The sequence below is a fragment of the Mycobacterium sp. 1245111.1 genome (assembly GCF_001673405.1).
Classification (GTDB): Bacteria; Actinomycetota; Actinomycetes; order Mycobacteriales; family Mycobacteriaceae; genus Mycobacterium.
In genome coordinates this window covers 1-25,634 of sequence record NZ_LZLV01000025.1, presented here as the reverse complement: position 1 = coordinate 25,634, position 25,634 = coordinate 1, and the positions used below count along the sequence as shown (strand labels likewise).

27 protein-coding genes are annotated in these 25,634 nt (G+C 65.6%); 17 read left to right on the top strand and 10 right to left on the bottom strand.

Annotated elements, in window-relative coordinates:
• Positions 1-41 precede the first annotated feature (41 nt).
• The 5 genes from A5658_RS04960 (at position 42) to A5658_RS04940 (ending at position 5,836) form a co-directional block, all read left to right on the top strand.
• Positions 42-953 (top strand): diiron oxygenase, encoded by a 912-nt coding sequence (locus tag A5658_RS04960; protein WP_369830485.1) that lies wholly within the window; start codon positions 42-44, stop codon positions 951-953.
• Positions 950-2,107 (top strand): DUF4873 domain-containing protein, encoded by a 1,158-nt coding sequence (locus A5658_RS04955; RefSeq protein WP_231997214.1) that lies wholly within the window; start codon positions 950-952, stop codon positions 2,105-2,107. Before A5658_RS04960 ends, A5658_RS04955 begins: the two co-directional genes overlap by 4 nt.
• A gap of 86 nt (positions 2,108-2,193) precedes the next feature.
• The gene (locus A5658_RS04950) at positions 2,194-3,198 is read left to right on the top strand and encodes a chemotaxis protein CheB (RefSeq protein WP_067331903.1); all 1,005 of its coding nucleotides are present in this window, start codon (positions 2,194-2,196) and stop codon (positions 3,196-3,198) included.
• A complete protein-coding gene (locus A5658_RS04945; RefSeq protein WP_067331817.1) occupies positions 3,191-3,946 on the top strand; it encodes an STAS domain-containing protein in 756 nt (251 codons plus the stop codon). Before A5658_RS04950 ends, A5658_RS04945 begins: the two co-directional genes overlap by 8 nt.
• 48 nt (positions 3,947-3,994) lie before the next feature.
• Positions 3,995-5,836: a CheR family methyltransferase gene (locus tag A5658_RS04940; protein ID WP_067331901.1), complete on the top strand. Its 1,842-nt coding sequence runs from the start codon at positions 3,995-3,997 to the stop codon at positions 5,834-5,836.
• On the opposite strand, the gene A5658_RS28650 is transcribed toward A5658_RS04940, so the two are convergent.
• Together A5658_RS28650 and A5658_RS04930 are read right to left on the bottom strand one after the other, a co-directional pair.
• A complete protein-coding gene (locus A5658_RS28650; RefSeq protein ID WP_067331815.1) occupies positions 5,779-6,213 on the bottom strand; it encodes a hypothetical protein in 435 nt (144 codons plus the stop codon). The genes A5658_RS04940 and A5658_RS28650 overlap by 58 nt on opposite strands.
• Positions 6,210-6,950: a GAF and ANTAR domain-containing protein gene (locus A5658_RS04930; RefSeq protein ID WP_067331813.1), complete on the bottom strand. Its 741-nt coding sequence runs from the start codon at positions 6,948-6,950 to the stop codon at positions 6,210-6,212. The genes A5658_RS28650 and A5658_RS04930 overlap by 4 nt, the downstream gene beginning before the upstream one ends.
• 102 nt (positions 6,951-7,052) lie before the next feature.
• Between A5658_RS04930 and A5658_RS04925 the strand changes: the two genes are divergently transcribed.
• On the top strand, positions 7,053-7,919 hold the full coding sequence (locus tag A5658_RS04925) for a TIGR03619 family F420-dependent LLM class oxidoreductase (protein ID WP_067331811.1): 867 nt from the start codon (positions 7,053-7,055) through the stop codon (positions 7,917-7,919).
• 3 nt (positions 7,920-7,922) lie between these two features.
• On the opposite strand, the gene A5658_RS04920 is transcribed toward A5658_RS04925, so the two are convergent.
• On the bottom strand, positions 7,923-8,720 hold the full coding sequence (locus A5658_RS04920) for an enoyl-CoA hydratase/isomerase family protein (protein ID WP_197503052.1): 798 nt from the start codon (positions 8,718-8,720) through the stop codon (positions 7,923-7,925).
• A gap of 88 nt (positions 8,721-8,808) precedes the next feature.
• Between A5658_RS04920 and A5658_RS04915 the strand changes: the two genes are divergently transcribed.
• Positions 8,809-9,066 carry a Rho termination factor N-terminal domain-containing protein gene (locus tag A5658_RS04915; RefSeq protein ID WP_067331806.1) on the top strand — a complete coding sequence of 86 codons (258 nt, stop codon included), beginning with the start codon at positions 8,809-8,811 and terminating at the stop codon, positions 9,064-9,066.
• Positions 9,067-9,069: 3 nt separating this feature from the next.
• Here the strand turns inward: A5658_RS04915 and A5658_RS04910 are convergent, their stop codons facing one another.
• Positions 9,070-10,998, bottom strand: coding sequence for a fumarylacetoacetate hydrolase family protein (locus tag A5658_RS04910; protein WP_067331804.1), 1,929 nt, complete (start codon positions 10,996-10,998; stop codon positions 9,070-9,072).
• 25 nt (positions 10,999-11,023) lie between these two features.
• Between A5658_RS04910 and rnhA the strand changes: the two genes are divergently transcribed.
• Entirely contained in the window at positions 11,024-11,584 is a 561-nt protein-coding gene (gene rnhA / locus A5658_RS04905; protein WP_231997213.1) for a ribonuclease HI, read from the top strand.
• Here the strand turns inward: rnhA and A5658_RS04900 are convergent.
• On the bottom strand, positions 11,524-13,797 hold the full coding sequence (locus A5658_RS04900) for an ATP-dependent DNA ligase (RefSeq protein ID WP_067331802.1): 2,274 nt from the start codon (positions 13,795-13,797) through the stop codon (positions 11,524-11,526). The genes rnhA and A5658_RS04900 overlap by 61 nt on opposite strands.
• Positions 13,798-13,933: 136 nt before the next feature.
• Between A5658_RS04900 and A5658_RS04895 the strand changes: the two genes are divergently transcribed.
• The 5 genes from A5658_RS04895 to A5658_RS04875 are packed head-to-tail and all read left to right on the top strand — an operon-like array spanning position 13,934 to position 19,602.
• Positions 13,934-15,460 carry a mannitol dehydrogenase family protein gene (locus tag A5658_RS04895; RefSeq protein ID WP_067331800.1) on the top strand — a complete coding sequence of 509 codons (1,527 nt, stop codon included), beginning with the start codon at positions 13,934-13,936 and terminating at the stop codon, positions 15,458-15,460.
• The gene (locus A5658_RS04890) at positions 15,461-16,315 is read left to right on the top strand and encodes an HAD family phosphatase (protein WP_067331798.1); all 855 of its coding nucleotides are present in this window, start codon (positions 15,461-15,463) and stop codon (positions 16,313-16,315) included.
• Positions 16,316-16,326: 11 nt separating this feature from the next.
• On the top strand, positions 16,327-17,724 hold the full coding sequence (locus A5658_RS04885; protein WP_067331796.1) for a mannitol dehydrogenase family protein: 1,398 nt from the start codon (positions 16,327-16,329) through the stop codon (positions 17,722-17,724).
• On the top strand, positions 17,721-18,647 hold the full coding sequence (locus A5658_RS04880) for a carbohydrate kinase (RefSeq protein ID WP_067331794.1): 927 nt from the start codon (positions 17,721-17,723) through the stop codon (positions 18,645-18,647). The genes A5658_RS04885 and A5658_RS04880 overlap by 4 nt, the downstream gene beginning before the upstream one ends.
• Positions 18,648-18,684: 37 nt before the next feature.
• Entirely contained in the window at positions 18,685-19,602 is a 918-nt protein-coding gene (locus A5658_RS04875; protein ID WP_067331792.1) for a Ku protein, read from the top strand.
• Here the strand turns inward: A5658_RS04875 and A5658_RS27925 are convergent.
• Positions 19,592-19,807 (bottom strand): hypothetical protein, encoded by a 216-nt coding sequence (locus A5658_RS27925; protein WP_156751265.1) that lies wholly within the window; start codon positions 19,805-19,807, stop codon positions 19,592-19,594. The genes A5658_RS04875 and A5658_RS27925 overlap by 11 nt on opposite strands.
• A 93-nt stretch (positions 19,808-19,900) precedes the next feature.
• On the opposite strand from A5658_RS27925, the gene A5658_RS28365 reads away from it, so the two are divergent.
• The gene (locus A5658_RS28365; protein WP_067331790.1) at positions 19,901-20,152 is read left to right on the top strand and encodes a hypothetical protein; all 252 of its coding nucleotides are present in this window, start codon (positions 19,901-19,903) and stop codon (positions 20,150-20,152) included.
• Between the two features lie 58 nt (positions 20,153-20,210).
• On the opposite strand, the gene A5658_RS27920 is transcribed toward A5658_RS28365, so the two are convergent.
• The 4 genes from A5658_RS27920 to A5658_RS27915 are packed head-to-tail and all read right to left on the bottom strand — an operon-like array spanning position 20,211 to position 22,607.
• Positions 20,211-20,396 carry a hypothetical protein gene (locus A5658_RS27920; protein ID WP_156751264.1) on the bottom strand — a complete coding sequence of 62 codons (186 nt, stop codon included), beginning with the start codon at positions 20,394-20,396 and terminating at the stop codon, positions 20,211-20,213.
• Positions 20,389-20,760: a hypothetical protein gene (locus tag A5658_RS04865; RefSeq protein WP_067331788.1), complete on the bottom strand. Its 372-nt coding sequence runs from the start codon at positions 20,758-20,760 to the stop codon at positions 20,389-20,391. The genes A5658_RS27920 and A5658_RS04865 overlap by 8 nt, the downstream gene beginning before the upstream one ends.
• Positions 20,761-20,819: 59 nt before the next feature.
• Entirely contained in the window at positions 20,820-22,223 is a 1,404-nt protein-coding gene (locus tag A5658_RS04860) for an HNH endonuclease signature motif containing protein (protein WP_067331786.1), read from the bottom strand.
• Positions 22,224-22,253: 30 nt separating this feature from the next.
• Positions 22,254-22,607 carry a hypothetical protein gene (locus tag A5658_RS27915; RefSeq protein WP_156751263.1) on the bottom strand — a complete coding sequence of 118 codons (354 nt, stop codon included), beginning with the start codon at positions 22,605-22,607 and terminating at the stop codon, positions 22,254-22,256.
• A 109-nt stretch (positions 22,608-22,716) separates the two neighbouring features.
• Here A5658_RS27915 and A5658_RS04855 point away from each other — a divergent pair, with 109 nt between their 5' ends.
• The 3 genes from A5658_RS04855 to A5658_RS04845 form a co-directional block, all read left to right on the top strand.
• The gene (locus A5658_RS04855; protein ID WP_067331784.1) at positions 22,717-23,508 is read left to right on the top strand and encodes an SDR family oxidoreductase; all 792 of its coding nucleotides are present in this window, start codon (positions 22,717-22,719) and stop codon (positions 23,506-23,508) included.
• A gap of 2 nt (positions 23,509-23,510) precedes the next feature.
• The gene (locus A5658_RS04850) at positions 23,511-24,587 is read left to right on the top strand and encodes a diacylglycerol kinase (protein ID WP_067331782.1); all 1,077 of its coding nucleotides are present in this window, start codon (positions 23,511-23,513) and stop codon (positions 24,585-24,587) included.
• 49 nt (positions 24,588-24,636) lie between these two features.
• Positions 24,637-25,634: Nramp family divalent metal transporter (locus tag A5658_RS04845; RefSeq protein ID WP_067331780.1), on the top strand; the 998-nt coding region annotated here is incomplete at its 3' end.

The following is a 25,634-nucleotide window of genomic DNA, read 5'->3' as shown; positions in this document are numbered from 1 at the left end:
TTTCACGCACTCTTTACCGTCTGAGTAACGCCGACGAAGGGATGTCAACGGTGACAACTGCGGTGCAGCCGGCAGGTCGCGATCGCGAGGACTTCGCCGATCGACTGCTCAAGGGATCGGTGAAGAAGTCCTACGCGCCGGTCGTCGACATCGACTGGGACGCCCCCCTGGACCCGGACAAGTTCTTCCTGCCGCCTCAGATCGTGTCCCTATACGGAACACCCATGTGGGACAACATGACTCGCGCTCAACAGATCGAGTTGTCCCGCCAAGAGCTAGTGAACACGCTGTCGGCCGGAATCTGGTTCGAGAACATCCTCAACCAAGCGCTGCTGCGCAAGATCATGCACAAGGACCCCACCAGCCGGTCCACCCATTACGCGCTGACCGAACTCGGCGACGAAACCCGCCACATGGTGATGTTCGGCAAGGCCATCGAGCGGGTCGGCGCCAAGCCGGTGCGCCCGCGGCTGTATCACCGGATGATCATCAACACACTGCCGTTCTTCTTTCAGGGCTCGGTGCTCTGGGTCGCCGCGCTGATCGGCGAGGAGATCTTCGACTCGTTGCAGCGGCAGATGATGGACGACCCCGAGTTGCAGCCGATTGTGCAGCGGCTCATGCGAATTCACGTCACCGAAGAGGCCCGCCACATCCAGTTCGCCCGCGACGGATTGCGCAAGAGGGCACCGCAGATGCGGCGGCTGGAGCGATGGTTCGTCGGCAACGTCAACGGGTTCGGCGGCTGGTTCTTCCGCTACCTGTTCACCAACAAGGTCCAGTACGCGCGGGCGGGCATGAACGCCCGCGAAGCCCGCGGGATCGCCCGCAACAGTCCGCACCGCCGTGACGTTCAGGTGGCCGGCTTCGCTCCACTGGCGGCATTTCTGTCCGAGGTCGGGTTGATGGGCCCGCTGGCGCGCCGCGGCTGGACGCGTACCCGATTCCTGTGACCGACCACGTCCACGACGTCGTCCTGATCGGCGACGGCGACACCGCCACCGAGTTGGTGGCGGCCGGCGTCCACGACTTCGTCATCTTCGACCGCGAGGTGGTCAGCTCGGTGTTCGACGACGACACCGACACCTGGACACTCGCCACCGAAGACGGTGAGGTCTGGCGCGCCCGCGTCGTGGTCGCCTGCGAGTCGCCATTCGTGCCGATGCTTCCCGACCTGCTGGGCCGCAGGGACTTTCGTGGCACCGCCATGCACGCCGCGATGCCCGCCAATTTTTTCGACCCGGCGGGAAAGCGGGTCGCGGTCATCGGCGCCGACTCCAGCGCCGGCGGGCTGATCGATCAGATGTCCGGTGCGGGAGCGCGCATCGAGGTTTTCCCGCTCGCACCGAGACGCGCGGTCCAACGCCTGCGGCGTATCCCGCCGCTGGCCCGGCGGCGTCGCGTCGAGGTGATCACGTCGCCGATCGAGGAGGTCACCGCGGTCGGCGTGCGCACCGTCGACGGCATCCACCACGACGCCGACGCGATCGTCTACGGCACCGGGTTCGCCGTCCGTGCCGGACTGCCGCACGACACACTGCTCGGCGCCCACGGCATCGGCATCCAGCAGGCGTGGGTCGACGGCTCCGAGCCCTACCTCGGGGTGGCGGTGCACGGCTTCCCGAACTACTTCACGGTCGGCGGGCCGCAGTTCGCCGCGGCGATGCGCTACGTCGTCGAATGCCTGCGCCTCCTCGGCAAGAACACCCGCATCGAGGTTCGCCGCAGCGCACAAGGCGTCTTCAACGAGCGGGTTCACCTCCATCGACCGACGTTGCGCGTCGAAGTCTCTGCATTCGATCTTTCGACGTCCGGCGGGCGCGGGGACGGCTACGAGGGTCCGGCAACCCTGACCGTCGACGACAGCTCCGTGCACTTGCGCGTTCAGCTGGCCGGCCACATCGAACCGATCGACGGTCAATATCATTGGCAGGGGACCGTTTTCGGCGAGATGCCGAACGAGTTCAGACACGCCCGGTCGGTGACTGTGAAGGTCGGCGAGCGCAGCGCCACGGCCCGCATCACCGAGCGGACGCCACAGGGGGCACATTCGATCGCCGGAGCCGGCGATCCGCCGTTCCCCCTGCCGACCCTGCAGCTCACCTAGCCAAACGCAAGTAGCCTATTGCTGTGCCGCGATAACGGGATTGCCATCCCAGCCCGTTGGGTATGCACCGCACGGGGACGAGCGCCATGGCAATCGACAACAGCGAACTCAACGTCGTAGCGGTAGGCGCCTCAGCGGGTGGCGTGGAGGCGCTCAAAGAATTCGCTGCGGGCCTTCCATCTGGGCTGCCCTACGCGATCCTGGTGGTCCTGCACGTCCCCGCGCAGGCACCAAGCGTGCTGGCCCGCATCCTGGCCCGCGAATCCGTTCTACCGACCGCGGAGGCGACGGACGGCGAGCCTCTGCTGCCTGGCACAATTCGCGTCGCGATGCCGAATCGGCATCTTCTGGTCGACGACCATCGAATTGTGTTGTCCGAGGGCCCAACCGAGAACGGTCACCGACCGGCGATCAATGCGCTGTTTCGTTCGGTGGCACTGACGTTTCGCCAGCGTGCGGTCAGCGTTCTGTTGTCCGGGGTGCTCGACGACGGCACGCTGGGCTCGGCGGCAATTCGGTCCCAAGGCGGCACCACCATCGCCCAGTCGCCCGAGGACGCGATGTTTCCGGCGATGCCCGTCAACGCGATTGAAGCCGGCGTCATAGACCATCAGGCCAGTGCCGCTGAGGTAGGTCACCTGCTCAAGCAACTGGCCGACCGAGACTTCGAGGAACACGAGATGGAACCAGATCCACGCATGGAACTGGAGAACCGCATGGCGATGGCACGACGGTTCTCGACCGATATCGACGCCGACGGTCTCGGGCCGCCGTCGGGATACATCTGCCCTGACTGCAATGGGTCGCTGATGGCGGTGAGCGACGGTAACTTCCGCTGCCGGGTCGGGCACGCGTGGACCGCCGACGCCTTGCTTCGAGCGCGCGACAACGAGATCGAGAACGCGCTGTGGATCGCGATCCGCAGTCTGCAGGAAAAAGCGAAACTCGCCCGGCGACTCTCCGAGCAGGTCGGTCCCGGCATGATGAGCGACCGGTACGACATGTTGGCCGACGAAGCGGAACACGCGAGGGAGGTGCTGGGCGCCCGATTGTCCGAGGCCTACTCCGCGCGCGAGGTCACCGGTGAGTAAGGCGACCAGCCCCTTGACGATCGTCACCGACAGTGCCGGAGACGCCTGCCTGCTCACCGCCGACGGTGTCCTGGACAGCAGCACCTACCTGCAGTTGCGGGATTGCATCGTCAAGGCCGCGCTCGACGAACCGCAGGCCGTGCTGATCGACGTCAACAAGCTCGACGTTCCGGCGCCGTCGGCGTGGGCGGTGTTCACCAGCGCGCGCTGGCTGGTCGACACCTGGCCGTGCATCCCGATCCGCCTGGTGTGCGGACATTCCGCCATCCGCCGCACGATCGCATTGAACGGCGTCACCCGCTACGTGCGAGTGCACGCGACAGTGGGCGAGGCCTTGTCCGCGCTCACCGACACCCAACGCCCCAGGATTCGGGCAAGGACCGAACTGCCGGCGTCGCTTGCCAGCCTTCGAACCGCCCGCGAGTTCGTCGCACAGCGGCTCGCGGAGTGGTCGTTCGACGACCTGGTCGCCTCTGCGACCGTCGTCGTCAACGTCTTCGTGGAGAACGTCCTACAGCACACGCTCGGGGGGCCGGTGCTGGTGCTGGAGACCGACGGCAAAACAGTCACCATCTCGGTGCAGGACGGCAGCTCGACACCCGCCGCCCGCCACGAGGACCCCGTGCACGGCGGCGAGCAGGTCTCGGGGCTGGCGATCGTCGCGTCGATGTGCCGCGCCTGGGGCAGCGCGCCGACCCCGTCGGGAAAGACGGTGTGGGCCGTCATCGGGCCGGAGAACCGGCTGTAGCCGCGAGTAGTGTTCAGTTCGCGACCTGTCGCCGGCGAACAGGATGAGATGGACACTGAGACAGACGAATCGTTCGAGGCATTGCTGCGGTACATGCGTGACTCGCGCGGCTTCGACTTCACCGGTTACAAACGCACCAGCCTGATGCGACGGGTTCGCCATCGCATGGCGCTCGCCCGCTACGAAACCTTCGAGGAATACCTCGACGTCCTGCAGGCCAGCTCCGATGAGTTCGCCGCCCTGTTCAACACGATCCTGATCAACGTCACCGCGTTTTTCCGAGATCCCGACGCGTGGGATTACATCGCGTCCGACATCGTTCCGCGGATGCTGGCCGAGCGCGGCCCAGACTCCCCGATCCGAATCTGGAGTGCCGGTTGCGCTTCCGGCCAGGAGGCGTACACGCTGGCTATGTTGCTGGCCGAGGCACTGGGCCCCGACGCGTTCCGGCAGCGCGTCAAGATCTATGCGACAGACGTCGACGAGGACGCGCTCACCGAAGCGCGGGCGGCTAGCTACGACGCCAAGGCCGTCGAGTCGGTGCTGCCCGACTTGCTGACCAAATATTTCGAACAGCAGAACGGGCGCTACATCTTTCACAAAGACTTGCGCCGCGCGGTCATTTTCGGACGCAACGACTTGGTGAAAGACGCGCCGATCTCGCGGGTCGACCTGCTGGTATGCCGCAACACGCTGATGTACATGAATGCCGAAACGCAACGAAATACGCTGGGCCGCTTACATTTTGCATTGGCTCCACAGGGCACTCTGTTTCTCGGGCACGCCGAGATGCTGCTCAGCCACGGCGACCGGTTCGCGCCGCTGAACCTCAAACACCGCATCTTCCGCAAAGCCGCTGGCTCGCACGGCGGATCGGAGCGCTACGACCCCGCCGCGACGATGTACGACCGCCACGGCGACCTGCCTGGCTTGACTAACGTGCGGGACTTGGCGTTTCGCGCCAACCCGGTGGCCCAGATTGTGGTGACCGGTGACGACACGGTGGCGATGATCAACCAACAGGCCGAGAACATGTTCGGCCTGTCTGCCCGCGACATCGGCCGACTGTTACGCGACCTGGAGGTGTCCTACCGACCCGTCGAGCTGCGCGCCTATCTCGAGCAGGCCAAGGTCGATCGCCGGTCAGCTCGCATCCCGGACGTCAAATGGCAACGGGCGGGCGCGGAGACCGTCTGGTTCGAGATTCACGTCAACCCGTTGATCGACAGTGAGAACGGCCTGCTCGGCGTCTCGATCGTCTTCTTCGACGTCACCGCGACTCGCGCGTTGCTGGACAAGGTCGTCGCCACCAATCACCAACTCGAGGCCGCCTACGAAGAACTGCAGTCCACCAACGAAGAGCTCGAGACCACCAACGAGGAACTGCAGTCGACGGTCGAGGAACTCGAGACCACCAACGAAGAGCTGCAGTCCACCAACGAAGAGCTCGAGACGATGAACGAGGAGCTGCAGTCCACCAACGACGAGCTGCACACCATCAACCACACCTTGCGTGAGCGCAGCGTCGAACTCGACGAAGCCCGGACTTTCCTCGATTCGCTGGTGAACTCGGTGCGCTTCGGCTTGGTCGTCGTCGATCGCGAGATGCGCGTGGTGGTGTGGAACCGGGGTTGTGAAGAGCTGTGGGGCTTGCGCGCCGACGAGACCGCCGGCGAGACCTTGACGAGTTTGGACATCGGCCTACCGATGGACACCGTCCGGCCGCTGATCGGAAATGCCTTCGTGGATCCGGACAATCCCGGTGAGACCGTGGTCGAGGCAGTCAACCGCCGCGGTCGCGCTACTCAGGTCCGGGTGATCTGCACGAGCTTTCAGCCTCCCGACGGCGGCGTCTCGGGCGCCTTGCTGTTGATGGACGCCCAAGCCTGAGCGGCGTGTTCGTCCTCTAACACGGCGGCGGCGTCGTGAACCGCGGCCTCGGCCCGGTGCACGGCCGCCGCATCCTGATGCGTGGCGCTGGCGCTGTCGCGCGCCCGCAGGGCGGCCTGCTCGTGGGAGGCCGCCGCGCGACGATGCGCGGCGCCGGCATCCAGGTGCCGTGCCGCGGCGTCGCGGTGCGCTTTTCTCACTCGCTCCAGCGACTCGCGCGCGTGTTCTCTCGCGCGCTGCACGGTCTCTGCATTTGACGGCATTCCCGCCGCCAGCTCGGCCCGACGCTGTTGCAGCTCACTGATCCGGCGCCGCGCGACTTCACCACGCGACGTGGCGGCTCGCTGTCCGGCTGCCCCCGATTCGGCCGTCGTCATGTGCCGTGCTGTTCGGACTCGACGAGTTGGCGCGCGACGGCGGCCAGCGGCGTGTTCGCACTCTGCGATAGGCGCTTGAGCAGCTCGAACGCCTGCACCGCGTCGATTTTGAACCGCTCCATGATCATCCCTTTGGCCTGCCCGATGATGTCCCGGGACGCCAGCGCGCTGCGGAACTGTTCATCGCGACGCAGCATGTTCCAGACGATCGCGGTGTGGCCGGCCAGGATACCGCCCATCTCGGTCGCCTCTACGTCGAACACGCCGGGCTGCTCGGCGTAGAAGTTCAGCGCGCCCATGTGATTGTGATCAGCGAACAGCTGGAACGAGATCACCGAGCGGATCGGCGTTTCGAGCAGGGCATCCGCGCAGTAATAGGGCCAACGCTTTTCGGACCTCATATCGTCGATCCGAGTCACGTGCTGTTCCCACGCCGCCGACAGACAGGGTCCTTGCCCGTGGCGTTGCTGGATCTCGTCGAGCAACGCCGGGTACCGGTGCGTCGCCGACGGAGTCTGCACTTTGCCGTCACGCGAGGCCAGGGTGATCCCGGCATATTCCGCGCCCGGCATGGCGCCGACCGAGCTGGCAGTCAGTTCGCCCAGGACCGCCTCGAGTTGGACGTGCTGGTGTCCCTGCAGCGTGCTAACCAGGTCCGCGACTTCGCGAATCAGCCCATGGGATGTTTCGGTAATCACGATGATTCTCCGATCGTCTCCTTCGATCGCTTCAGCCATTCTCCGACTATCTGAGTTACCCGGCAACGTTGAATTCACCGCCATCGGCGGGCAGGTCTCCCTATCATTCGTTAGTCGAAGCAACCGAGGTGAGGAGACGGCGTGCGGTTCAGCTATGCGGAGGCGATGACGGACCCGACGTTCTACATCCCGCTGGCAAAGGCCGCCGAGGCCGCCGGCTACTCCAGCATGACCATTCCGGACAGCGTGGCCTACCCGTTCGAGTCGGACTCCAAATATCCCTATACACCGGACGGCAACCGCGAATTCCTGGACGGCAAAGCCTTCATCGAAACCTTCGTGCTGACCGCAGCTTTGGGTGCGGTGACGTCGACACTGCGGTTCAACTTCTTCGTCCTCAAGCTTCCGATCCGTCCGCCCGCACTGGTGGCCAAGCAGGCCGGCTCGCTGGCCGCGCTGATCGGCAACCGGGTCGGCCTCGGCGTCGGAACCAGCCCGTGGCCGGAGGATTACGAGCTGATGGGTGTCCCATTCGCCAAGCGAGGCAAGCGCATTGACGAATGCATCGAGATCATCCGCGGTCTGACCACCGGCGATTACTTCGAATTCCACGGCGAGTTCTACGACATCCCCAAGACCAAGATGACGCCCGCTCCGACGCAACCGATTCCGATTCTGATCGGTGGCCACGCCGACGCCGCCTTGCGACGCGCAGCACGTGCCGACGGCTGGATGCACGGCGGCGGCGACCCCGACGAACTCGACCGACTTATCAAGCGGGTCAAGCAACTTCGCGAAGAGGAAGGCAAGGCCGGTCCGTTCGAGATCCACGTGATCTCAGTCGACGGCTTTACTCTTGACGGTGTCAAGCGGCTGGAAGACAAAGGCGTCACCGACGTGATCGTCGGTTTCCGGGTCCCCTACATCATGGGGCCGGACACCGAACCGCTGGACACCAAGATTCGCAACCTGGAGCGGTTCGCGGAGCACGTAATCGCGAAAGCCTAACGGCTACAGTGGATCCCACACCGGCGGGCGCTTCTCCATATGGGCCCGGGCCGCTTCGACCGGGTTGTTGGTGAACCCGGTCAAAATCTGCGTGCGGTTCTCGATCTCGATCGCGTGCCGCAGGCTGGGCGCATCCAGCGCCGTGTTGAGCCCGATCTTCGTCTGCCACACCCCAAAAGCGTTGTTCTCGACGATCGAGCGGGCCACCTTCAACGCGGCCGCCATCAGCTCGTCGGGCGGCACCACCTCGTGCACCAGCTTGATCCGGTAGGCCTCGTCGGCGTCGATTATCCGACCGGTCAGCATCAGCTCCCGGGCAACGCCGGCCCCGACGATCTTCGGCAACAGGTAGCTGGTACCCATGTCCATCGACGAGAACCCCGCCTTGATGAACACCGATCCGAATCGGGCGTTCTCCGACGCGATCCGGATGTCGGAGTGCAGCGCGAACGCCAGCCCGCCGCCGACCGCGACGCCGTTGACCGCGGCGACGACAGGGATCGACAGCTCGTAGAGCCGGGTGTACAGGTTTGCCAGCCGAACCTGCGCGTCGTAGTTGACCTTGAACGCCGGGGTGTTCGGCGCGTTCTTCGTCCACGCCTCACCGGTACCGCTCAGGTCGGCGCCCGCGCAGAAACCGCGACCCGCGCCGGTCAGGATCGCGGCCCGGAACTCGCCGCTGCCGAGCGCATCCAGTGCCTTGTCGAACTCGTTGATCAGCGAGCCGTCGATGGCGTTCAGCCGATCCGGCCGGTTCAGCGTCACGCCGGCGATGTTGTCTTCGAGTGTTTCCAACTCCACGGAATTCATTGGGCAACCGTAGGCGTTTCAGCGCTCACATCGTGGGAATCCTGTCGCTATTACCACGTCGGTCGAATGGAGGTGCACTATGCCGAACTCGTCGATCAAGAACGAGAAGATGTACGAGGACCTGCGAAAAGAAGGCAATTCCAAGGAGAAGGCGGCCCGGATCTCCAATGCCGCGGCGTCGCGCGGCAAGAAGTCGGTAGGCCGTAAAGGCGGGAAGTCGGGCTCGTACGACGACTGGTCAGTCGCCGACCTGAAAAAGCGTGCCAAAGAGCTTGGCGTGACGGGCTACTCGGGCCTCACCAAGGACAAGTTGATCAGCAAAATTCGCCATCACTGATCGCTAGCCGTGCTTGGCCAGCCAGTCGGCCTGCATCGCCAGCAGGCCCATCGCGGGTAATTGCGGTGTGCCGGGATCCAATTCGCGATAGTGCGTGTAGACGTTGATAACCACACGTTCCGCGTCCAGCCAATTCGCATACTCGCCGAGATCGATGGTGTCGGCCGCCTCCACGAACGACAGGCCCTCGCGATAGGCGGCCTCGGCCTGCTCAGCGACATTCGCGAGATAACCGCGCACCGCACGGATTCCGTCCGGGTCGGTCACCGGCCCGTGGCCCGGGACCACCGTCGGAGCATCCAGCGCGATCATCGCGTCGCACGCTTTGATCCAGTTGGCGATCGGACCGGCCCACACGATCGGCGTGCAGCCGATGAACAGCAGGTCCCCCGCGAACAACACACCGGCGTCCGGCACGTGCACCACCGAGTCGGCGGCGGTATGCGCCGGGCCGAGGTTCAGCAGTTCCACGATCCTGCCGCCGACCTCGATCGTCAGCCGGTCGTCGAAAGTCTGGTCGGCGTTACGCAGCGTGATGCCGCCGAAATCGAAGGGCCCGAATCGTTCTCGTAAATATGGTGTCGCGACCGGGCCGAGGTCGGTGTTCTTGGCCATCACCAGCATTTCGGGCGCCATGCCGTGCGCGATCTCCTCGGCGGTACCCGTCGCGGCAATTATCCGCACGCCCATGTCGAGCAGTTGGTTGCCGTGGGTGTGATCGCCGTTGGAGTGGGTGATCAACGCGTCGGTGATCGGGGCACGATCGGTGATGGGCGCCATCGCGGCCAGCATCTCGCGGGTCAGCGGTAAGTCGAACAACGTGTCCACCAGTAGCGACGCCCCGTCACCGGCGACCAGGCCTGCGTTGCTCCAGCCGAATCCACCGTCCGGCAACATCCAGGCCCACACCCGCTGGGCGACCTCGTGCAGCCCGCGGGTGTACGGAATTTTCGCCGGCGCCGGGTTGACCCGCGGTTTGGCGGGCTTCGCGTCCGGATTGGGCCGAGGCGGCAGTGGTTGCGGCGCAGGGGTTTTCCGTACAGTTTGACGCGTCTCGCCGAGGCCCTCCACTCGCAGGGTGACGACGTCGCCGTCGTGCAACCAGCCGCGGAAGGTCTCGGGCGCTGACGGGTCGAGGTGCTCGACCAGCGTGCAAGTGGGCACCGTGCCGGACCCGAATACGTCGCCGGGGGTGAGCATCACGCCGCGCGAGGCGTAGGAGATGACTTCGGCGAAGCTCCAGTCCATCTGTCCGGTCGACCCGGACCCGACCACCTCGTCGTTGACCAACGCGGTGACGTCCAGGTGCAGCTTGCCGTCCCGGCGGTACGGCTCGAGTTCGTCGGGCGTCACGAGATACGGCCCCAGCGTGACACCGCTGTCCTTGCCCTTGGCCTGACCGATCGCCAGCTGACCTTCCAGTTGCTGCAGGTCGCGAGCCGACCAGTCGTTGAAGATCGTGTAGCCGACGATCGCCTGGTCGGCTTCGGCGACGGACAGGTCTTGACCCGCGGTGCCGATCACCGCGGCGATCTCCAACTCGAAGTCCTGCCAGACACTTCCGGGCGCCATCGGAGCATCGTCGTAGGGGCCGAGAACCGTTGTCGGGCAGGCGAAGTAGAACGCCGGAATGCGGTACCAGGTGTCTTTGAGCACCCGGCCGCCACCCATGGCCGCTTGGCAGTTTCGCATGTGGTCGAGAAAGCAGAGGCTGTCCCGGATCGACGGCGGGCGCGGTATCGGCGCCATCAGCGTCACCTCGTCCAGCGGCACCGTCGCCGCCGAACGCAAGGCCTCCTCGCCCGCTTCGGCCAACGTCCCGTTCGCGATCAGCTCAAGCAGGCTCACGCCCGGCCGCAGCGGATGGATGACGTCGTCGGCCAGCACGCCCGTCCGCTGACCGCTGTCGTCTCGAAAAGTCAGCCACCGCATCGACTTACCGTACTACCCGCTCGGCATGTCGGTCCGTACAACGCTGGTCTCGGCACCTATTCTCGGCGGGGTGAGCGAGTCCGCCGACGACGTGGTGATCATCCATACCGACGGCGGATGCCGACCGAACCCAGGGCCCGGCGGTTGGGGGGCGGTGTTGCGCCAACGTCACCACGTCCGCGAGATGTGCGGGGGCGACGCCGGCGCGACCAGTAACAATCGGATGGAGTTGACGGCGCCGATCATGGCGCTGGAGGCACTTACCCGATCCGTCACCGTGCACCTCTACACCGACAGCACCTATGTCCGGAACGGCATCACCAAGTGGGTGCTCGGCTGGGAGCGCAACGGATGGCAGACGGCGGCGAAGCAGCCGGTGAAGAACGTCGATCTGTGGAAGCGGCTGCAACTGGCCTGCGCGCGACACCGGGTCGAGTGGTTCTGGGTGAAGGGGCACTCGGGCATCGCCGACAACGAGTTGGCCGACGAGCTGGCGACGCGGGGGTTGCAGGAAGCCATCGGCTCCTACTCCCGGACCACGTCCCCCGGCTCCTTGTCGGGCCGCAGTCCCCTCCAGCTGGGTTGACGCAGCCGGCCGTCCGACGTCCATTCGCTGTAGCGGACCTCGCCCACAAGTGTCGGCTTCACGAACGTCACGCCCTTGGCGTCCTGCGTGGGAAGTCTTGCCTCGAACGGTGATTCGTCGGTGTGCAACGGCTGCAACGTCTTCTTGAGGCTGGCCAGGTCGCGCTCGGTGAAGCCGGTGCCGACCCGCCCGGCGAAATGCAGGCCACCCGTACCCGGGATTCCCATCAGCAGTGAGCCGATGCCACTGCTGCGTCCACCTTCGCCGGCGCGCCAGCCGCCGATCACGACTTCCTGGGTGTTCCAGTACTTGTCCTTCACCCAGGACGCCGAACGCCGGCCCGGCTGATACGTCGAGTCACGTTTCTTGGCGATCACACCCTCCCACCGACGCTTACGGGAGTACTCCAGCGCCTCGGCGCCGTCGCCGGTAAGTAGGTCGGGGACGTTCAGGCCGCCCGCGGAAGCCAACGTTTCCAACAGCTTTCGCCGGTCGCGGTACTTGGCCCGCAGCAGCGAGCGGCCATCCAGAAACAGCAGGTCGAACGCCCAGAACTCGATGCGGGTGGCGCGCGCCCGGTTCTGCATCTCGGAGAAGCTGGGCACACCGGACGAATCGAGCGCGACCACTTCCCCGTCGAGCACCGCGTGGTGGTCGCCGAGATCGGTTGCCAGTGAGCGTAGTTGGGGGAATTCCTTGGTGATGTCGCGCCCGCTGCGCGACCGCAGTCGCACCGCGCCGTGGTCGGCATCGACCAGTAGCCGGTAGCCGTCCCACTTGGCCTCGAACGCCCACTGCGCCGCGGTGAGCTTTTCCACAGAGCCGTGGGTGGCCAGCATCGGCTTCAGCCAGTCGAAGTCGAAGACCTGCTGGTCTTTCATCCGATGCGCGAGCCATTGGTTGCCGTTGGTCTGAATCAGCGCGTAACGGCCTGAGATTCGCTGCCCGTGCAGCGTGACGATGACTTCACCCTTCTCCCCGTCGTCGCCGCCGTCGCGGAACTTCTCGGTGTCGTAGGTGCCGGAATCCCAGATGACGACCTTCCCGCCGCCGTACTCCCCCTTCGGGATCGTCCCCTCAAAGCTGCCGTACTCCAGCGGGTGGTCTTCGGTGTGCACGGCCAAATGATTGACCGCGGTGGTCTCCGGCAGGTTCTTCGGCACCGCCCACGACACCAGCACGCCGTCACGCTCGAGCCGGAAGTCGTAGTGCAGCCGGCGGGCGTGGTGCTCCTGGATGACGAACGTATTACCCCGCCCAGCAGCTGGTTTCGTGTTGGGCACCGGCTCGGGCGTCTTTGCGGCATCGCGCATGCTGCGGTACTTGGTCAGCCGGTCGGCGACTCGGACACCGGTGTCCAGCGGCGCGAGCAGATCGCCGTCGCGTTCGACCCGCTCGAGCACCTCGTCGTAGCGCAGTTGGCGAAGCTTGTTGTCGTCGAGTTCGTCCCAACTGCGTGGCGCCGCCACGGTCGGGTATTCGCGTCCCCGCAACGAATACGGCGCGATGGTGGTTTTCGAGCCGTTGTTCTGACTCCAGTCCACGAATACCTTGCCCGCCCGCACGCTCTTGGTCATCGTGGCCGTGACGAGCTTCGGCATCGACGTTTCGAGTTGTTGCGCAACACGTTTCGCCAGCACGGAAGCACCGCGGCTGCTCACCGGCTTGTCCAGCGGGCAGTAGAGGTGCATGCCTTTGCTTCCACTTGTCAGGGGGAAAGTGGTCAGCCCGATGTCGGTCAGCAGATCGCGCACCGCGTGGGCTACCTCGGCGAGCTTGGCCATCGTCACGCCCTCACCAGGATCGAGGTCGAACACCACGCGGGTGGCCGGACCAGGCTTGAGCTCTTCGCCTTTACGCGTCCATTCGGCCTCGAAACGCCATTGCGGGACATGGACTTCGAGCGCGGCCTGCTGGGCGATCCAGGCCAAACCGTCGACGCTGTCGATGATCGGATAGGTGGTCGTGCCGGATCGATGCGTGATGCTGCCGCGCGGCAACCACTCTGGCGCCGAGGCGGCCAACTGCTTTTCGAAAAACGACGACTGCTCAACGCCATTGGGCCAGCGTTTGCGCGTCGCCGGCCGGCCCGCGACATGCGGCAGCATCGCGTCGGAAACACGGACGTAATAGTCGAAGATGTCGCCCTTGGTGGTACCCGTGGCCGGGTACAACACCTTGTCGGCGTTCGTCAACTTGACCCGTGGCGCCATGCTTGTCAACCTACGCCGCCGATTACCCCGCTCACCACGAGCGATGCTGATTCGCCGCAACATTCGTGTCGCAGGCCACCGTGACAAGACCCACTAATACGTTTAAGTCAGAGCCAACCTTGGCCACAGTGGCAAGATGCGAAAAGTAATTCCATGGCGGCCAAGCGCCGGAGTTCCGCTCAGTAACGACACTCTCGACACCATTCCCATGCGCGCTCAGGGAATCGATATACCGACTTACGACCGGTCTACCCTGCAGCGCGGCGTCGTACACATCGGCGCCGGCAACTTCCACCGCGCCCACCAAGCCGTCTATTTCGACGACCTGGCCTGTTCGGGCGTCTCCCATCAGTGGGGAGTCACCGGCGTCAGCCTTCGCTCCCGCGACGTCAAAGACGTGCTGTCCGCCCAGGACGGGCTGTACACCGTCGTCGAACGCGGCCATGAGGGCGAGACGGCCCGCGTGGTCGGTTCGATCGGATCGGTCCACTACGCACCCAACGACGGGGCGGCGGTGCGCGCCGCGCTGGCCGATCCGCGCACCCGCGTGGTCAGCCTGACGATCACCGGCAACGGCTATTTCCTCGATCCGGTGACCCGAGAATTCGACGCCACCAACCCCGACGTGCAGGCCGACCTGGTCCACTCGGGCAGCTATGTCACGGCCTGGGGCTACTTGACCGAGGCACTCGAGTTGCGTCGCCGCGCCGGCACCGCCCCCTTCACGGTGCTGTGCTGCGACAACATTCCCGACAACACCCAGGCGGCCCGCACCGCGCTGGTCTCGTTCGCCGCGCTGAAGGATCCCGACCTTGCGCGCTGGATCGACACCCATGTCGCGTTTCCGTCGACCATGGTCGACCGGATCACTCCCCAAACCTCCGAAGACGAGGTCGAGTTCGTCCGGGACACCTTCGGGATCGCCGACAAGTGGCCGGTGGTCACCGAGCCGTACTGCCAATGGGTCATCGAGGACGACTTCTGCGCCGGCCGCCCGCCGTTGGACGAGGTAGGCGCGCAGTTCGTCTCGAACGTCAAAGACCACAAGCTGGTCAAGACCCGCATGCTCAACGGGACGCACATCGCGATGTCGTGCCTGGCCAGGCTGGCCGGCTACCAGCGCACCGACGAGGCCATGCGCAACCAGGCCATCTACGCCTTCGTCGAGCAGCTGATGCGCGACGAGGTCCAGCCGCTGCTGCCACCGGTGCCCGGCATGAACACCGCCGAGTATCGGAATTCGTTGCTCTCGCGCCTCAGCAATCCGCAGATGAGCGATCAGCTGTCGCGGCTGGCGCGGCGAGGGTCGGAGAAGATCGCGTCGTTCCTGCTGCCGTCGCTGCACGAGGCAATCGAGCAGAACCGCCCCCACACCCTGCTGATGGTGGCCCTGGCCGGGTGGATTCGCTATCTGCGCGGTTACGACCTCAAGGGATGCAAGATCCGCGTCGACGACCCGGAGAAGGAGTTGTTGACCAAGCTGGCGACAATGGGTGGCAACAACCCCGAGCCGGTGCTGCGACACGAGATATTCGCCGAACTTCGGACGATCCCTGGTTTTACCGACCGTCTGCGCGCGATGATCATCGACATCGACGAGCATGGCGTTGTTCCCACGCTGCGCCGGGCGCTGCGCGACGAGGCGCGGGAGTTGGTGTCGTAAATGAGCCGGCCCCTGGAATTCGTGCGCGCATTCGACCCGGCGGCGATCACCACGTTGCTGTTGGACGCCGATGACAACCTCTTCGGGTCGGAGTCACCGGCTTTCGACGCCTCGGCCCAGGTGACCACCCGGTTCCTGGCCAGGTTCGGCGTCGACTCACCGCTCAGCGGCGACCAGCTGCGTAAGAAGGCGGTGGGCAAGAACTTTCGCAGCACCGCCACCGATCTGGCTGTGCTGAGCGGAGTTCCGTTCGAGAAGGCACTGGCCGATGGCCGTCCTGACGCGCAGGTGGCTTCGGACGCCGACCTCGCCGGGGGCCGCGCGCTGACCGCCGACGAGCTCGAAGAGTGGGTGCGCGAGGAGCGCGAGCAGGTTACCGCGCACCTGGCCGTCACGTTGAAGCCCGACACGGAAGTGCTTGGGCCACTTCATGACCTGGCACAGCGCTTCGCCTTGGCCGCCGTCAGCTCCAGCGCTCTCGTGCGACTGAAGGCATCTTTTACCGCCAGCGGCCTCGACGATCTCATTCCCGAGGCGGTGCGCTTCAGCGCCGAAGACTCGCTGCCGGTCCCGACGAGCAAGCCGGACCCAGCCGTGTATCTGGAGGCCGGCCGGGTGCTGGGAGTTGATGGTCCGCACGGGCTGGCCGTCGAGGATTCGGTGCCCGGTGTCACGTCGGCTGTCGCGGCCGGCTACTACGCCGTCGGTAACGTGATGTTTGTACCCGCCGCCGAACGTCAAAGCAGGACCAGGGAATTGATCGATGCCGGCGCGGTCGCGGTCACCGACTCGTGGCGTGCGCTCGCCGACGCCCTGATCGTGTCAGCCGTGACGAGTGGAGGTCCCGTTACATAGTGTCTAACGCAGTGGCCCTGAGCAATTCGGCGCTCAAGGACTTACCGATCGACGCGCCGAAGTATGACCGCGGTGACGTCCGCGTCGGTATCGCGCACATCGGTGCCGGCCACTTCCACCGCGCCCATCAGGCTGCGTACATCAATCTGCTACTGCAGCAGGGCCTGGCCAAGGAGTGGGGCATTTGCGGAGTAGGCGTGATGCCCGCCGACTGGACCATGCGCGACGTGCTGACCGACCAGGACGGGCTCTACACGCTGATCCTGGAGCATCCCGACGGCACCCGCGGAGCTCAGGTGATCGGCTCGATCGTCGACTACCGCTATGCGCCCGACGATCCGGAAGCGGCGCTGGCGGTGCTTGCCGCCCCGTCCACCCGGATCATCTCCTTGACGATCACCGAGGGCGGCTACCGCGATCCCGACGGACCGGCGTTCGCGTTGATCACCGAGGCACTGGCGAGACGCCGCAGGCAGGGGATCCCCGCGCCGACCATCGTCTCCTGCGACAACATCGAAAACAACGGTGAGGTCGCCAAGCGAACAGTGCTGACCAGCGCCGAACGCGTAGATCCCGAATTGGCCGAGTGGGTGGGCGAACACGCGCGCTTTCCCAACTCGATGGTCGACCGCATCACTCCGGCAACGACCTTGGAGATGGCCGCGGAAGTGCGGCGCGACTTCGGCGTCGACGACCGGTGGCCGGTGGTCGCCGAGCCGTTCAGCGCCTGGGTGATCGAAGACGACTTCGCGGATGGCCGGCCCCCACTGGAACGGGCGGGTGTACTGGTGGTCGACGACGTCCGTCCCTACGAGCTGATGAAGCTGCGAATGCTGAACGCGGGACATCAGTGCCTGTGCTACTTCGCCCACTTGTGCGGCTTCGAGTTCGTCCACGACGCGGCGCAAGATCCCTTGTTCGCCAAGTACTTACAGACCTACTTCGACACCGAGGCGATCCCGACCCTGCCGCCGGTGCCGGGCATCGATCTGCACGAGTTCGGTAACACGCTGATCGAGCGGTTCGCCAACCCCGCGGTTCGCGATACCGTCGCACGGATCTGCGCGTATTCCTCGGACCGCATCCCGAAGTGGCTCTTTCCGGTCATCTGCGACAACCTGGCCAACGACGGGCCGGTTGCCATGGCGTCGGCCGCGGTGGCCAGTTGGGCCCGCTACGCCGAGGGCATCGACGAATGGGGCGAGCCCTACGAGGTGCTCGACCAATTGGCGGATTCGCTCGTACCGATCGCCCGCTCGCAGCACCAAAACCCCAACGCCTTCATCGAGATCACCGCGGTGTTCGCGGATCTCGCTCACCAGCACCGGTTCGTCGAGTCGTATCGCTGGGCGCTGGATTCCTTGCACAGCAAGGGGGCTCGCGCAACATTGGAGGCATTGCTGCGATGAGCCGTGGGCTGGTGATCGGCGAAGCGCTGATCGACATCGTCCAGGACGGCCATCGAGTGGTGGCCGAGCACGTCGGTGGGAGCCCACTCAACGTCGCCGTCGGGCTGGCCCGGCTGGGCCGCGACGTCGACTTCCTCACGCACATCGGCCGCGACGCCTATGGACGGCGGATCGCCGAGTACGTCACAACATCTGGGGCACAACTTGTTTCGGGTAGCGACAATGCGGCCCGGACGACCACGGCACGAGCAACCGTGGCCGCTGATGGCTCAGCAAGCTACGAATTCGACCTCGACTGGCAGCTGTCCGGCCCGCCGCCGGTGGAGCCGCCGCTGTTCGTGCACACCGGATCGATTGCCGCGGTGCATGATCCGGGATGTCTGGCCGTCGCTGCACTCGTCGACGCCTACCGCGTGTCGGCCACCGTCAGCTTCGATCCCAATGTCCGCCCGTCGCTGATCGGCGATCGCGACCTGGCCCGCTACCGCATCGAGCACCTCGTCGAGCGCAGCGACATCGTCAAGGTCAGCGAGGAGGACCTGCGCTGGCTGGACCCAGCCCGCGCACCGGAAGACATCGCGCAGACCTGGCAGTCGCTCGGGCCCGCTATCGTCGCGGTGACGATGGCGGACCAAGGAGCCGAGGCCGTCTGCGCGGCTGGCATGGTGCGCGTGCCGGCGCGATCGGCACAGGTGGTCGACACCGTGGGCGCCGGCGATTCCTTCATGGTCGGCCTGCTCGATGCGCTGTGGGCGCAGGGCCTGCTCGGGGCCGACCGGCGCGCGGAGCTGGGCGGTCTCGATCTCGAGACGCTGACCGAGGCGCTGGAGGCCGGCAGCGCCGCGGCTGCGGTCACCGTCAGCCGAGCGGGCGCTGACCTGCCAGATCGGGATGCGCTGGTCGCCGCGGCGCAACAGCGATAGACGCGTATCCGCCCAGCAGTATGGGCATACTGACAGCATGCGTTCGATCTGGAAGGGCTCGATCTCTTTCGGGCTGGTGAACGTCCCGGTCAAGGTGTACAGCGCGACCGAGGACCACGACATCAAGTTCCACCAGGTGCATGCCAAGGACAACGGCCGCATCCGGTACAAGCGGGTGTGCGAGATCGACGGCGAAGTCGTCGAGTACCGCGACATCGCGCGGGCCTACGAGTCCGATGACGGGCAGATGGTGATCATCACCGACGACGACATCGCGACGCTGCCCGAAGAACGCAGCCGCGAAATCGAGGTGCTCGAGTTCGTCCCGGCCAGCGAGCTCGACCCGATGATGTACGACCGCAGCTACTTCCTCGAGCCAGACGGCAAGTCGACGAAATCCTATGTGCTGCTGGCCAAGACGCTGGCCGAGACCGACCGGGTGGCGATCGTACATTTCGCGTTGCGTAACAAGACCCGGCTTGCGGCGTTGCGGGTCAAGGACTTCAGCAAGCGCGAGGTGATGGTGATCCACACGCTGCTGTGGCCTGACGAGATCCGCGATCCCGACTTTCCGGTGCTGGACAAGAAGGTCGAGGTCAAACCCGCGGAACTCAAGATGGCCGGGCAGGTGGTCGAGTCGATGGCCGACGACTTCAACCCCGACCGCTATCACGACGACTACCAGGAGCAACTGCAGGAGTTGGTGACGGCGAAACTCGAAGGTGGCGAGGCCTTTACCACCGAAGAGCAGCCCAAGGAGCTCGACGAGACCGAAGATGTCTCGGATCTGCTCGCCAAGCTGGAAGCCAGCGTGAAGGCGCGTTCCGGTAAGGCTCCGGCAAAGAAAGCGCCCGCGAAAAAGACCGCGACCAAGAAGACACCCGCCAAGAAGACACCCGCTAAGAAGACTGCCGCGAAGAAAACACCCGCCAAGAAGGCTGCATCTAAGAGCTAGAACGCTTTACGGGCACATGAACGCGATCGGCGGGCACGTAGTTGGTGCCGCAGAAGGTGCGGCAGATGTTCCAGTCCCACACCACGTCTCCCGGCCCGGTGGGCGGAGTGGTGTCCGCTTGTGCAGCCGGCGTAGATCCCGCAGTCGTTAGGCCGCCGAACATCAACCCTGCGGCCGCGATTGCGAGGATGCGATGTTTGCTCATGCGGATAGTTTTGTCCGCCGAACGGCGGTCACACATGGGGATATCTCCCCACTTTTACAGCGTGCGCCCACCGGCCGGGGGTATCTTCCGGTCATGCGTCGTATTCAGACAGCCGCAGCAGGGCTCGCGATCGCGGCGGCCGCCGCGGCGTACGGCTTGAGTGGCGCGGTGGCACCGGCCGCCCACGCCGATCCACCGATCTGCGGTGCCCCCGAGAAGCCGTGCGCCGGGCCGAGCCCGCTCACCCCGGAGCAGCAGTGCGCGTTCACCGCGTGGCGCACGATGATGCCCTGCAACTGGCTGGGCCAGCAGGTGCCGCAAGGCACGCCTGGAAGCTGGGGCTGACCGGCGCCGCTCCGGCCTCCGCCGATGCCACCGGCTCGACAAGGGACACACTGAGCCGTCATCGGTGCATGACGAAAGTAATCGCGACGAAATATCCGATCGAGAACACCCAGCCGAGGGCGAGGATCGACAACAGCACCCGCTGGAAAATCCTTATGCCCTTTGGCAATTGCGGAGACGTGAACCACCCTTCCGGCGGGGGCTCGGATGATCGCCCGAAGATCGGTGACTTCTCGTTAGGCATGAGGGCAGAACATCCCGAGTATTTGTTGGCAGTTGTCGCGATTGATCAGCCCCGGCGGCCCAGGAGGCGGCGGCGGTGGCGGGGCGTCGCCTTCGAAGACATTCTGGGCGACATTGCCCTGACCGAACCACACCATCCAGTAGTTGTGGCAGACGCTTTCGTCCCAGCGGACCGGGTTGGTGACATGGTTGCCGGTCGCCACCGGGGGATCGCCCGGGCACCAGCGACACGGCGGGTCCGGCTGCGGGCCGCCGTTTGAACAGCGGCCCGGATCCGAGAGGGCAGTACCAGCGGTCGCGTACATCCCCGCGGCCAGGCCGAATGAAAGCAGCCCTGCCACAGCGATGTTCTTCAGAGTGGTCATGCAATAAGCATCTGCTGCCCCACCGTGTCAATGCATGGGGAGATCTCCCTAATTTTCCGCTAGAACGGCGGGTCGTCCGACGAGGCGCGGGCGTATCCGAAGGCCCTTTGCCGTGCCAGGCGGTCGTTGCGATTGTGGTTGCGCTCGGCGGTGATTCGCTGCGATCGCTGCTGAGCCCGCGTCCGCTGCCGCAGCGGCATCATCACCGACCGGTCGCCGCACCGGACCTCGAACGCTGAGGGCAGGTTAGGCACATCTCCGGTGGACACCGTCAGCGCGGGAAACAGGATCGCGCTCCCGGGGCTGGTCACATAGGTCTGCCCCGACGGCAGCGTCCAGATCACCGTGCCATCGGCCAGCTGCATGTCCCGCCAGCCCCAGAAAGTCTTGAGCAGGTGATGTTTTCGGCATAGACATTTCAAGTTGGACGGATGCGTCGCGCCGCCGTCGGCATGGGGAACCGTGTGGTCGATGTCGCAACGGACCGCCGGCATGTCGCATCCTGGCGCGCGGCAAGTCAGGTCGCGGCATCGGACGAAGTCTGCCAGGCCGGACGACGGCGTGTATCGCGGCTCGGTGTCCGACGGAAAAGTCAACGGCCGCAACGTCGCCGACTTGGCCAGCTCGGCGATCACCTGCGGCGGGATCAGCTCGTCTGCCCCGGCCATGAAACCCGGCGTGGTCCCGGTGCCGTCAACGCTGGCCTCCTCGGCGACAATGTGGATGACGATATTGCGGTCGCGCAGCCGTCCGCGCGACTGGACGCAATCCGCGTCGCCGCACGTGCAGGCCATCCGGTCGGCGCCGGCAACCAAGGCGGTCAACGCATCAGCCCGGCGCTGGGCTTTGGTCCTCGGATCGGCCTCGCATACCGTGCCGGCAAGCGCATCCAACCGCCGATCCAGGGCCTGGGCGGTGCTGGCGAACACGTTGCCGTACACCTCGGCGATACCCGACATCGACTTGGACACATTGAGGTAGCGGTCTTTGATCTCTTTGTTGGCCCGGCGAATCGCATCGCGATCCACCCGCAGCACGATGGCGTCGACCTTCATCGCCAGCCGGCCGCGTGTCAGTGACGGCCAGCGCGGCGCGCGCAGCGCCACCTGCTCGTCGACCGCCGCGAGCGCGTTCTCGTCGGTGATCAGCGCGGTGCGTGTCGCGATGACGCTGAACATCGCGTAGTCGATGTCGCCGGCAGCCAGGCATTCCCCGACCTTGGGCAGCCGTTCGCGCAACACCTCCGCGTCGCTCATGTATCTCGACGCCAACGCACGGCTAATGCGAAGGGCCGCAGCGAGTTCGGCGGAGATCGCGTCCCATGCGTCGGCGACCCACTCCGCACGGTCACCGTGCTGGCGGTATCGCAGTTGCATCAGGTCGGCGACGGCATTCAGTCGGCGCGCTGTCGCTTGCGCTTCCGCGCGCGCCGAGGCGCAGACCAACTCCGTCAGATCGAACATATGTTCGATTATACGAAGGGCTCCGACAAGTTACGGCGTTCCGGAACACATGAATGGAAACCCGCACCACGGCTTCTGCGTGGCCTCGGGCGGCGGGGGGTCGGGGCCATCCCACGTACTGGGTCCGACGTTGCCGTGCCCGTAGTAGGTGGTCCACCACGTGTGGCAGATCCCTCGGTCCCAGTTAACTTCCGTACCCCCAAACGGGCACCCCGGACCGGGGCCTTGGGGATGTCCTTCTTTCTGCCCCGGGCAGCATGTCCACGGCCCGAAGTAGGGCTCGGCCTGGGCGGCCGGGGCTCCCACGCCCAACAGGGCCGCGGCTACACCCCCTGACAGCAGCGCTGCGCCGTACATCCTCTTCACTCTCTGGTAGTGCGTCATAGCCGCAACGTAGGCGCAGCCGCTTGGCAGATTCTTAACGACGGGCCAACTAGAACGTGTTTCAGAAATGGGGTTACGCGGCAGCCAACGCCTTGCTACGGTGACGCCCGTGATCCTCGACAAATTCAGACTCGACGACCAAGTCGCCATCGTCACCGGTGGCGGGCGGGGTCTTGGCGCCGCCATCGCGGTGGCATTCGCCGAAGTCGGCGCCGACGTCGTCATCGCCTCCCGCACCCAATCCGAACTAGAGGCCGTCGCCAAACAGGTCGAAGCTGTTGGCCGACGGGCCCACATCGTCACCGCCGACCTGGCCCAGCCCGAGGCCACCGCGGAGCTTGCCGGCCAGGCCGTCGAGGCGTTCGGACGACTGGACATCGTCGTCAACAACGTCGGCGGCACCATGCCCAACGGGCTGCTGACCACGTCGACGAAGGACCTCAAGAGCGCGTTCACCTTCAACGTCGCGACCGCCCACGCGCTGACCATTGCGGCGGTGCCGTTGATGCTGGAGCACTCCGGGGCGGGAAGCATCATCAACATCACCTCGACGATGGGACGAGTGGCCGGTCGCGGATTCGCCGCCTACGGCACCGCGAAGGCCGCGCTCGCGCACTACACCCGACTCGCCGCGCTGGATCTGTGCCCGCGGGTCCGGGTCAACGCGATCGCCCCGGGTTCGATCGCCACCTCCGCGCTCGACATCGTCGCCTCCAACGACCAGCTCAGAGAGCCGATGGAAAAGGCGACCCCGATGCGCCGGCTCGGGGAGCCCGACGAGATCGCCGCCGCTGCAGTGTATTTGGCGTCGCCTGCCGGTGCGTACTTGACCGGCAAGGTGATCGAGGTCGACGGCGGTATCACCTTCCCGAACCTCGACCTACCGATCCCGGACCTGTGACCATGGCCATCAGAGTCGCCGCGATCGGCACCGGCAACGTCGGCATTCACGCGCTGCGAGCGCTCATCACCAACCCCGACTACGAGCTCACCGGGGTGTGGGTGTCGTCGGATTCCAAAGCCGGCAAAGACGCCGGAGAGCTTGCCGGACTTGATATTTCGACTGGGATCAAAGCGTCCACCGACCTGGACGCGGTGCTGGCCACCGGTCCGCAATGTGCGGTGTACACCGCGATGGCCGACAACCGGCTGCCCGACGCGTTGGAGGATTACCGCCGCATCCTGGCCGCCGGTGTCAACGTGGTCGGCAGCAGCGCCGTCTTCCTGCAGTACCCCTGGCAGACGCTGCCGGACAACATGCTCAAGCCCATCGAAGATGCTGCGCGAGAAGGTAATTCGAGCCTATTCGTCAATGGCATAGATCCCGGCTTCGCCAACGACCTGATTCCGCTGGCGCTGGCCGGCACCTGCCAGAGCGTCCAGCAGATCCGCTGCATGGAGATCGTCGACTACGCCACCTACGACAGCGCGACCGTGATGTTCGACGTGATGGGCTTCGGCAAGCCGCTCGACGAGATCCCGATGCTGCTGCAGCCGGGCGTGCTGAGCCTGGCATGGGGCTCGGTAGTGCGCCAGCTCGCCGCGGGCCTGGGCATCGAACTCGACTCGGTGTCTGAACAACAGGAGCGGGTTCCCGCGCCCGAGGACTTCGAGATCGCGTCCGGGCACATCCCCAAGGGCAGTGCGGCGGCGCTGCGCTTCGAGGTGCAGGGCATCAAGGACGGTCACCCCGTCGTTGTGGTCGAGCACGTCACCCGGCTACGCGAAGACCTCTGCCCGGACTGGCCGCAGCCGGCCCAACCCGGCGGCTGCTACCGGATCGAGATCACCGGCGAACCGTCGTACGTCGTCGACGTCTGCCTGAGTAGCCCCAACGGTGACCACAACCACGCCGGCCTGGTGGCGACCGCGATGCGCGTCGTCAATGCCATCCCCGCGGTCGTCGCGGCGCCGGCCGGTATCCGCACCACCCTGGACCTGCCGCTAGTCACCGGTCGCGGCCTCTACGCGCCCGCCTAGAGGTTTCGGCTAACCTAACTTTCTTATTCGCTGACGGAAAGTGAGTTAGGTGGCCTCGGTTGCCCGTACCCGGCTGAAGACGGGCTGGTATCTGCTCGGCCCCGCCTTCGTCGCCGCGATCGCGTACGTCGACCCGGGCAACGTCGCCGCGAATATCAGCGCGGGCTCGCAGTTCGGTTTCTCGCTGCTGTGGGTCATCGTGCTGGCGAACGTGATGGCCGGCCTGGTGCAGTACCTGTCGGCGAAGCTCGGCCTGGTGACCGGACGCTCGCTGCCCGAGTCGATCGGCGCACAACTGAATCGCCCAGTGCGGCTGGCGTTTTGGTTGCAGGCCGAGCTCGTCGCGATGGCCACCGACGTGGCCGAGGTGATCGGCGGGGCGATCGCACTGCACATCTTGTTCAGGCTGCCGCTGCTGGTCGGTGGCGTGATCACCGGTGTGGTGTCGCTGCTACTGCTGCGGGTGCAGGATCAGCGCGGCCAGCGGATCTTCGAGCGCGTCATCACCGGGCTGCTGCTGCTGATCGCCATCGGCTTCACCGCCAGCTTCTTCGTGGCGACCCCGCCACCCGGTGACGTGGTCGGTGGCCTGGTCCCGCGATTCCTCGGCAAGGAAAGCGTGCTGCTCGCCGCGGCCATCCTCGGCGCGACGGTGATGCCGCATGCGGTGTATCTGCACTCCGGGCTGGCCCGCGACCGGCACGGCCATCCCGAGGCCGGCCCGGAGCGACGGCGGTTGCTGCGGGTCACCCGGCTGGACGTCGGGCTGGCGATGGTCGTCGCGGGCGGCGTGAACGCCGCCATGCTGCTGGTCGCCGCGCTGAACATGCATGGCCGCGGCAACATCAGTTCGATCGAGGTGGCTTACGCCGCCGTGCGCGACACCGTGAGCCCGGTGATCGCCGCGCTTTTCGCGGTCGGCCTGCTGGCATCGGGCCTGGCCTCGGCGTCGGTGGGTGCCTATGCAGGCGCGATGATCATGCAGGGCCTGCTGCACCGATCGATCCCGATGGTGTGGCGGCGGCTGGCGACGTTGGCACCGGCGCT

What these genes read in the sequence shown, in the direction of transcription:
- rnhA (WP_231997213.1), top strand. Translation starts at nt 11,024, where the DNA reads ATGTCGGTCCGTACAACGCTGGTCTCGGCACCTATTCTCGGCGGGGTG.
- A5658_RS04900 (WP_067331802.1), bottom strand. Translation starts at nt 13,797, where the DNA reads ATGGCGCCACGGGTCAAGTTGACGAACGCCGACAAGGTGTTGTACCCG.
- A5658_RS28365 (WP_067331790.1), top strand. Translation starts at nt 19,901, where the DNA reads ATGCGTCGTATTCAGACAGCCGCAGCAGGGCTCGCGATCGCGGCGGCC.
- A5658_RS04890 (WP_067331798.1), top strand. Translation starts at nt 15,461, where the DNA reads ATGAGCCGGCCCCTGGAATTCGTGCGCGCATTCGACCCGGCGGCGATC.
- A5658_RS04930 (WP_067331813.1), bottom strand. Translation starts at nt 6,950, where the DNA reads ATGGCTGAAGCGATCGAAGGAGACGATCGGAGAATCATCGTGATTACC.
- A5658_RS04875 (WP_067331792.1), top strand. Translation starts at nt 18,685, where the DNA reads ATGCGTTCGATCTGGAAGGGCTCGATCTCTTTCGGGCTGGTGAACGTC.
- A5658_RS27925 (WP_156751265.1), bottom strand. Translation starts at nt 19,807, where the DNA reads ATGAGCAAACATCGCATCCTCGCAATCGCGGCCGCAGGGTTGATGTTC.
- A5658_RS04940 (WP_067331901.1), top strand. Translation starts at nt 3,995, where the DNA reads ATGGACACTGAGACAGACGAATCGTTCGAGGCATTGCTGCGGTACATG.
- A5658_RS27920 (WP_156751264.1), bottom strand. Translation starts at nt 20,396, where the DNA reads ATGCCTAACGAGAAGTCACCGATCTTCGGGCGATCATCCGAGCCCCCG.
- A5658_RS28650 (WP_067331815.1), bottom strand. Translation starts at nt 6,213, where the DNA reads ATGACGACGGCCGAATCGGGGGCAGCCGGACAGCGAGCCGCCACGTCG.
- A5658_RS04865 (WP_067331788.1), bottom strand. Translation starts at nt 20,760, where the DNA reads ATGACCACTCTGAAGAACATCGCTGTGGCAGGGCTGCTTTCATTCGGC.
- A5658_RS04960 (WP_369830485.1), top strand. Translation starts at nt 42, where the DNA reads ATGTCAACGGTGACAACTGCGGTGCAGCCGGCAGGTCGCGATCGCGAG.
- A5658_RS04850 (WP_067331782.1), top strand. Translation starts at nt 23,511, where the DNA reads ATGGCCATCAGAGTCGCCGCGATCGGCACCGGCAACGTCGGCATTCAC.
- A5658_RS04860 (WP_067331786.1), bottom strand. Translation starts at nt 22,223, where the DNA reads ATGTTCGATCTGACGGAGTTGGTCTGCGCCTCGGCGCGCGCGGAAGCG.
- A5658_RS04880 (WP_067331794.1), top strand. Translation starts at nt 17,721, where the DNA reads ATGAGCCGTGGGCTGGTGATCGGCGAAGCGCTGATCGACATCGTCCAG.
- A5658_RS04910 (WP_067331804.1), bottom strand. Translation starts at nt 10,998, where the DNA reads ATGCGGTGGCTGACTTTTCGAGACGACAGCGGTCAGCGGACGGGCGTG.
- A5658_RS04895 (WP_067331800.1), top strand. Translation starts at nt 13,934, where the DNA reads ATGCGAAAAGTAATTCCATGGCGGCCAAGCGCCGGAGTTCCGCTCAGT.
- A5658_RS04950 (WP_067331903.1), top strand. Translation starts at nt 2,194, where the DNA reads ATGGCAATCGACAACAGCGAACTCAACGTCGTAGCGGTAGGCGCCTCA.
- A5658_RS04915 (WP_067331806.1), top strand. Translation starts at nt 8,809, where the DNA reads ATGCCGAACTCGTCGATCAAGAACGAGAAGATGTACGAGGACCTGCGA.
- A5658_RS27915 (WP_156751263.1), bottom strand. Translation starts at nt 22,607, where the DNA reads ATGACGCACTACCAGAGAGTGAAGAGGATGTACGGCGCAGCGCTGCTG.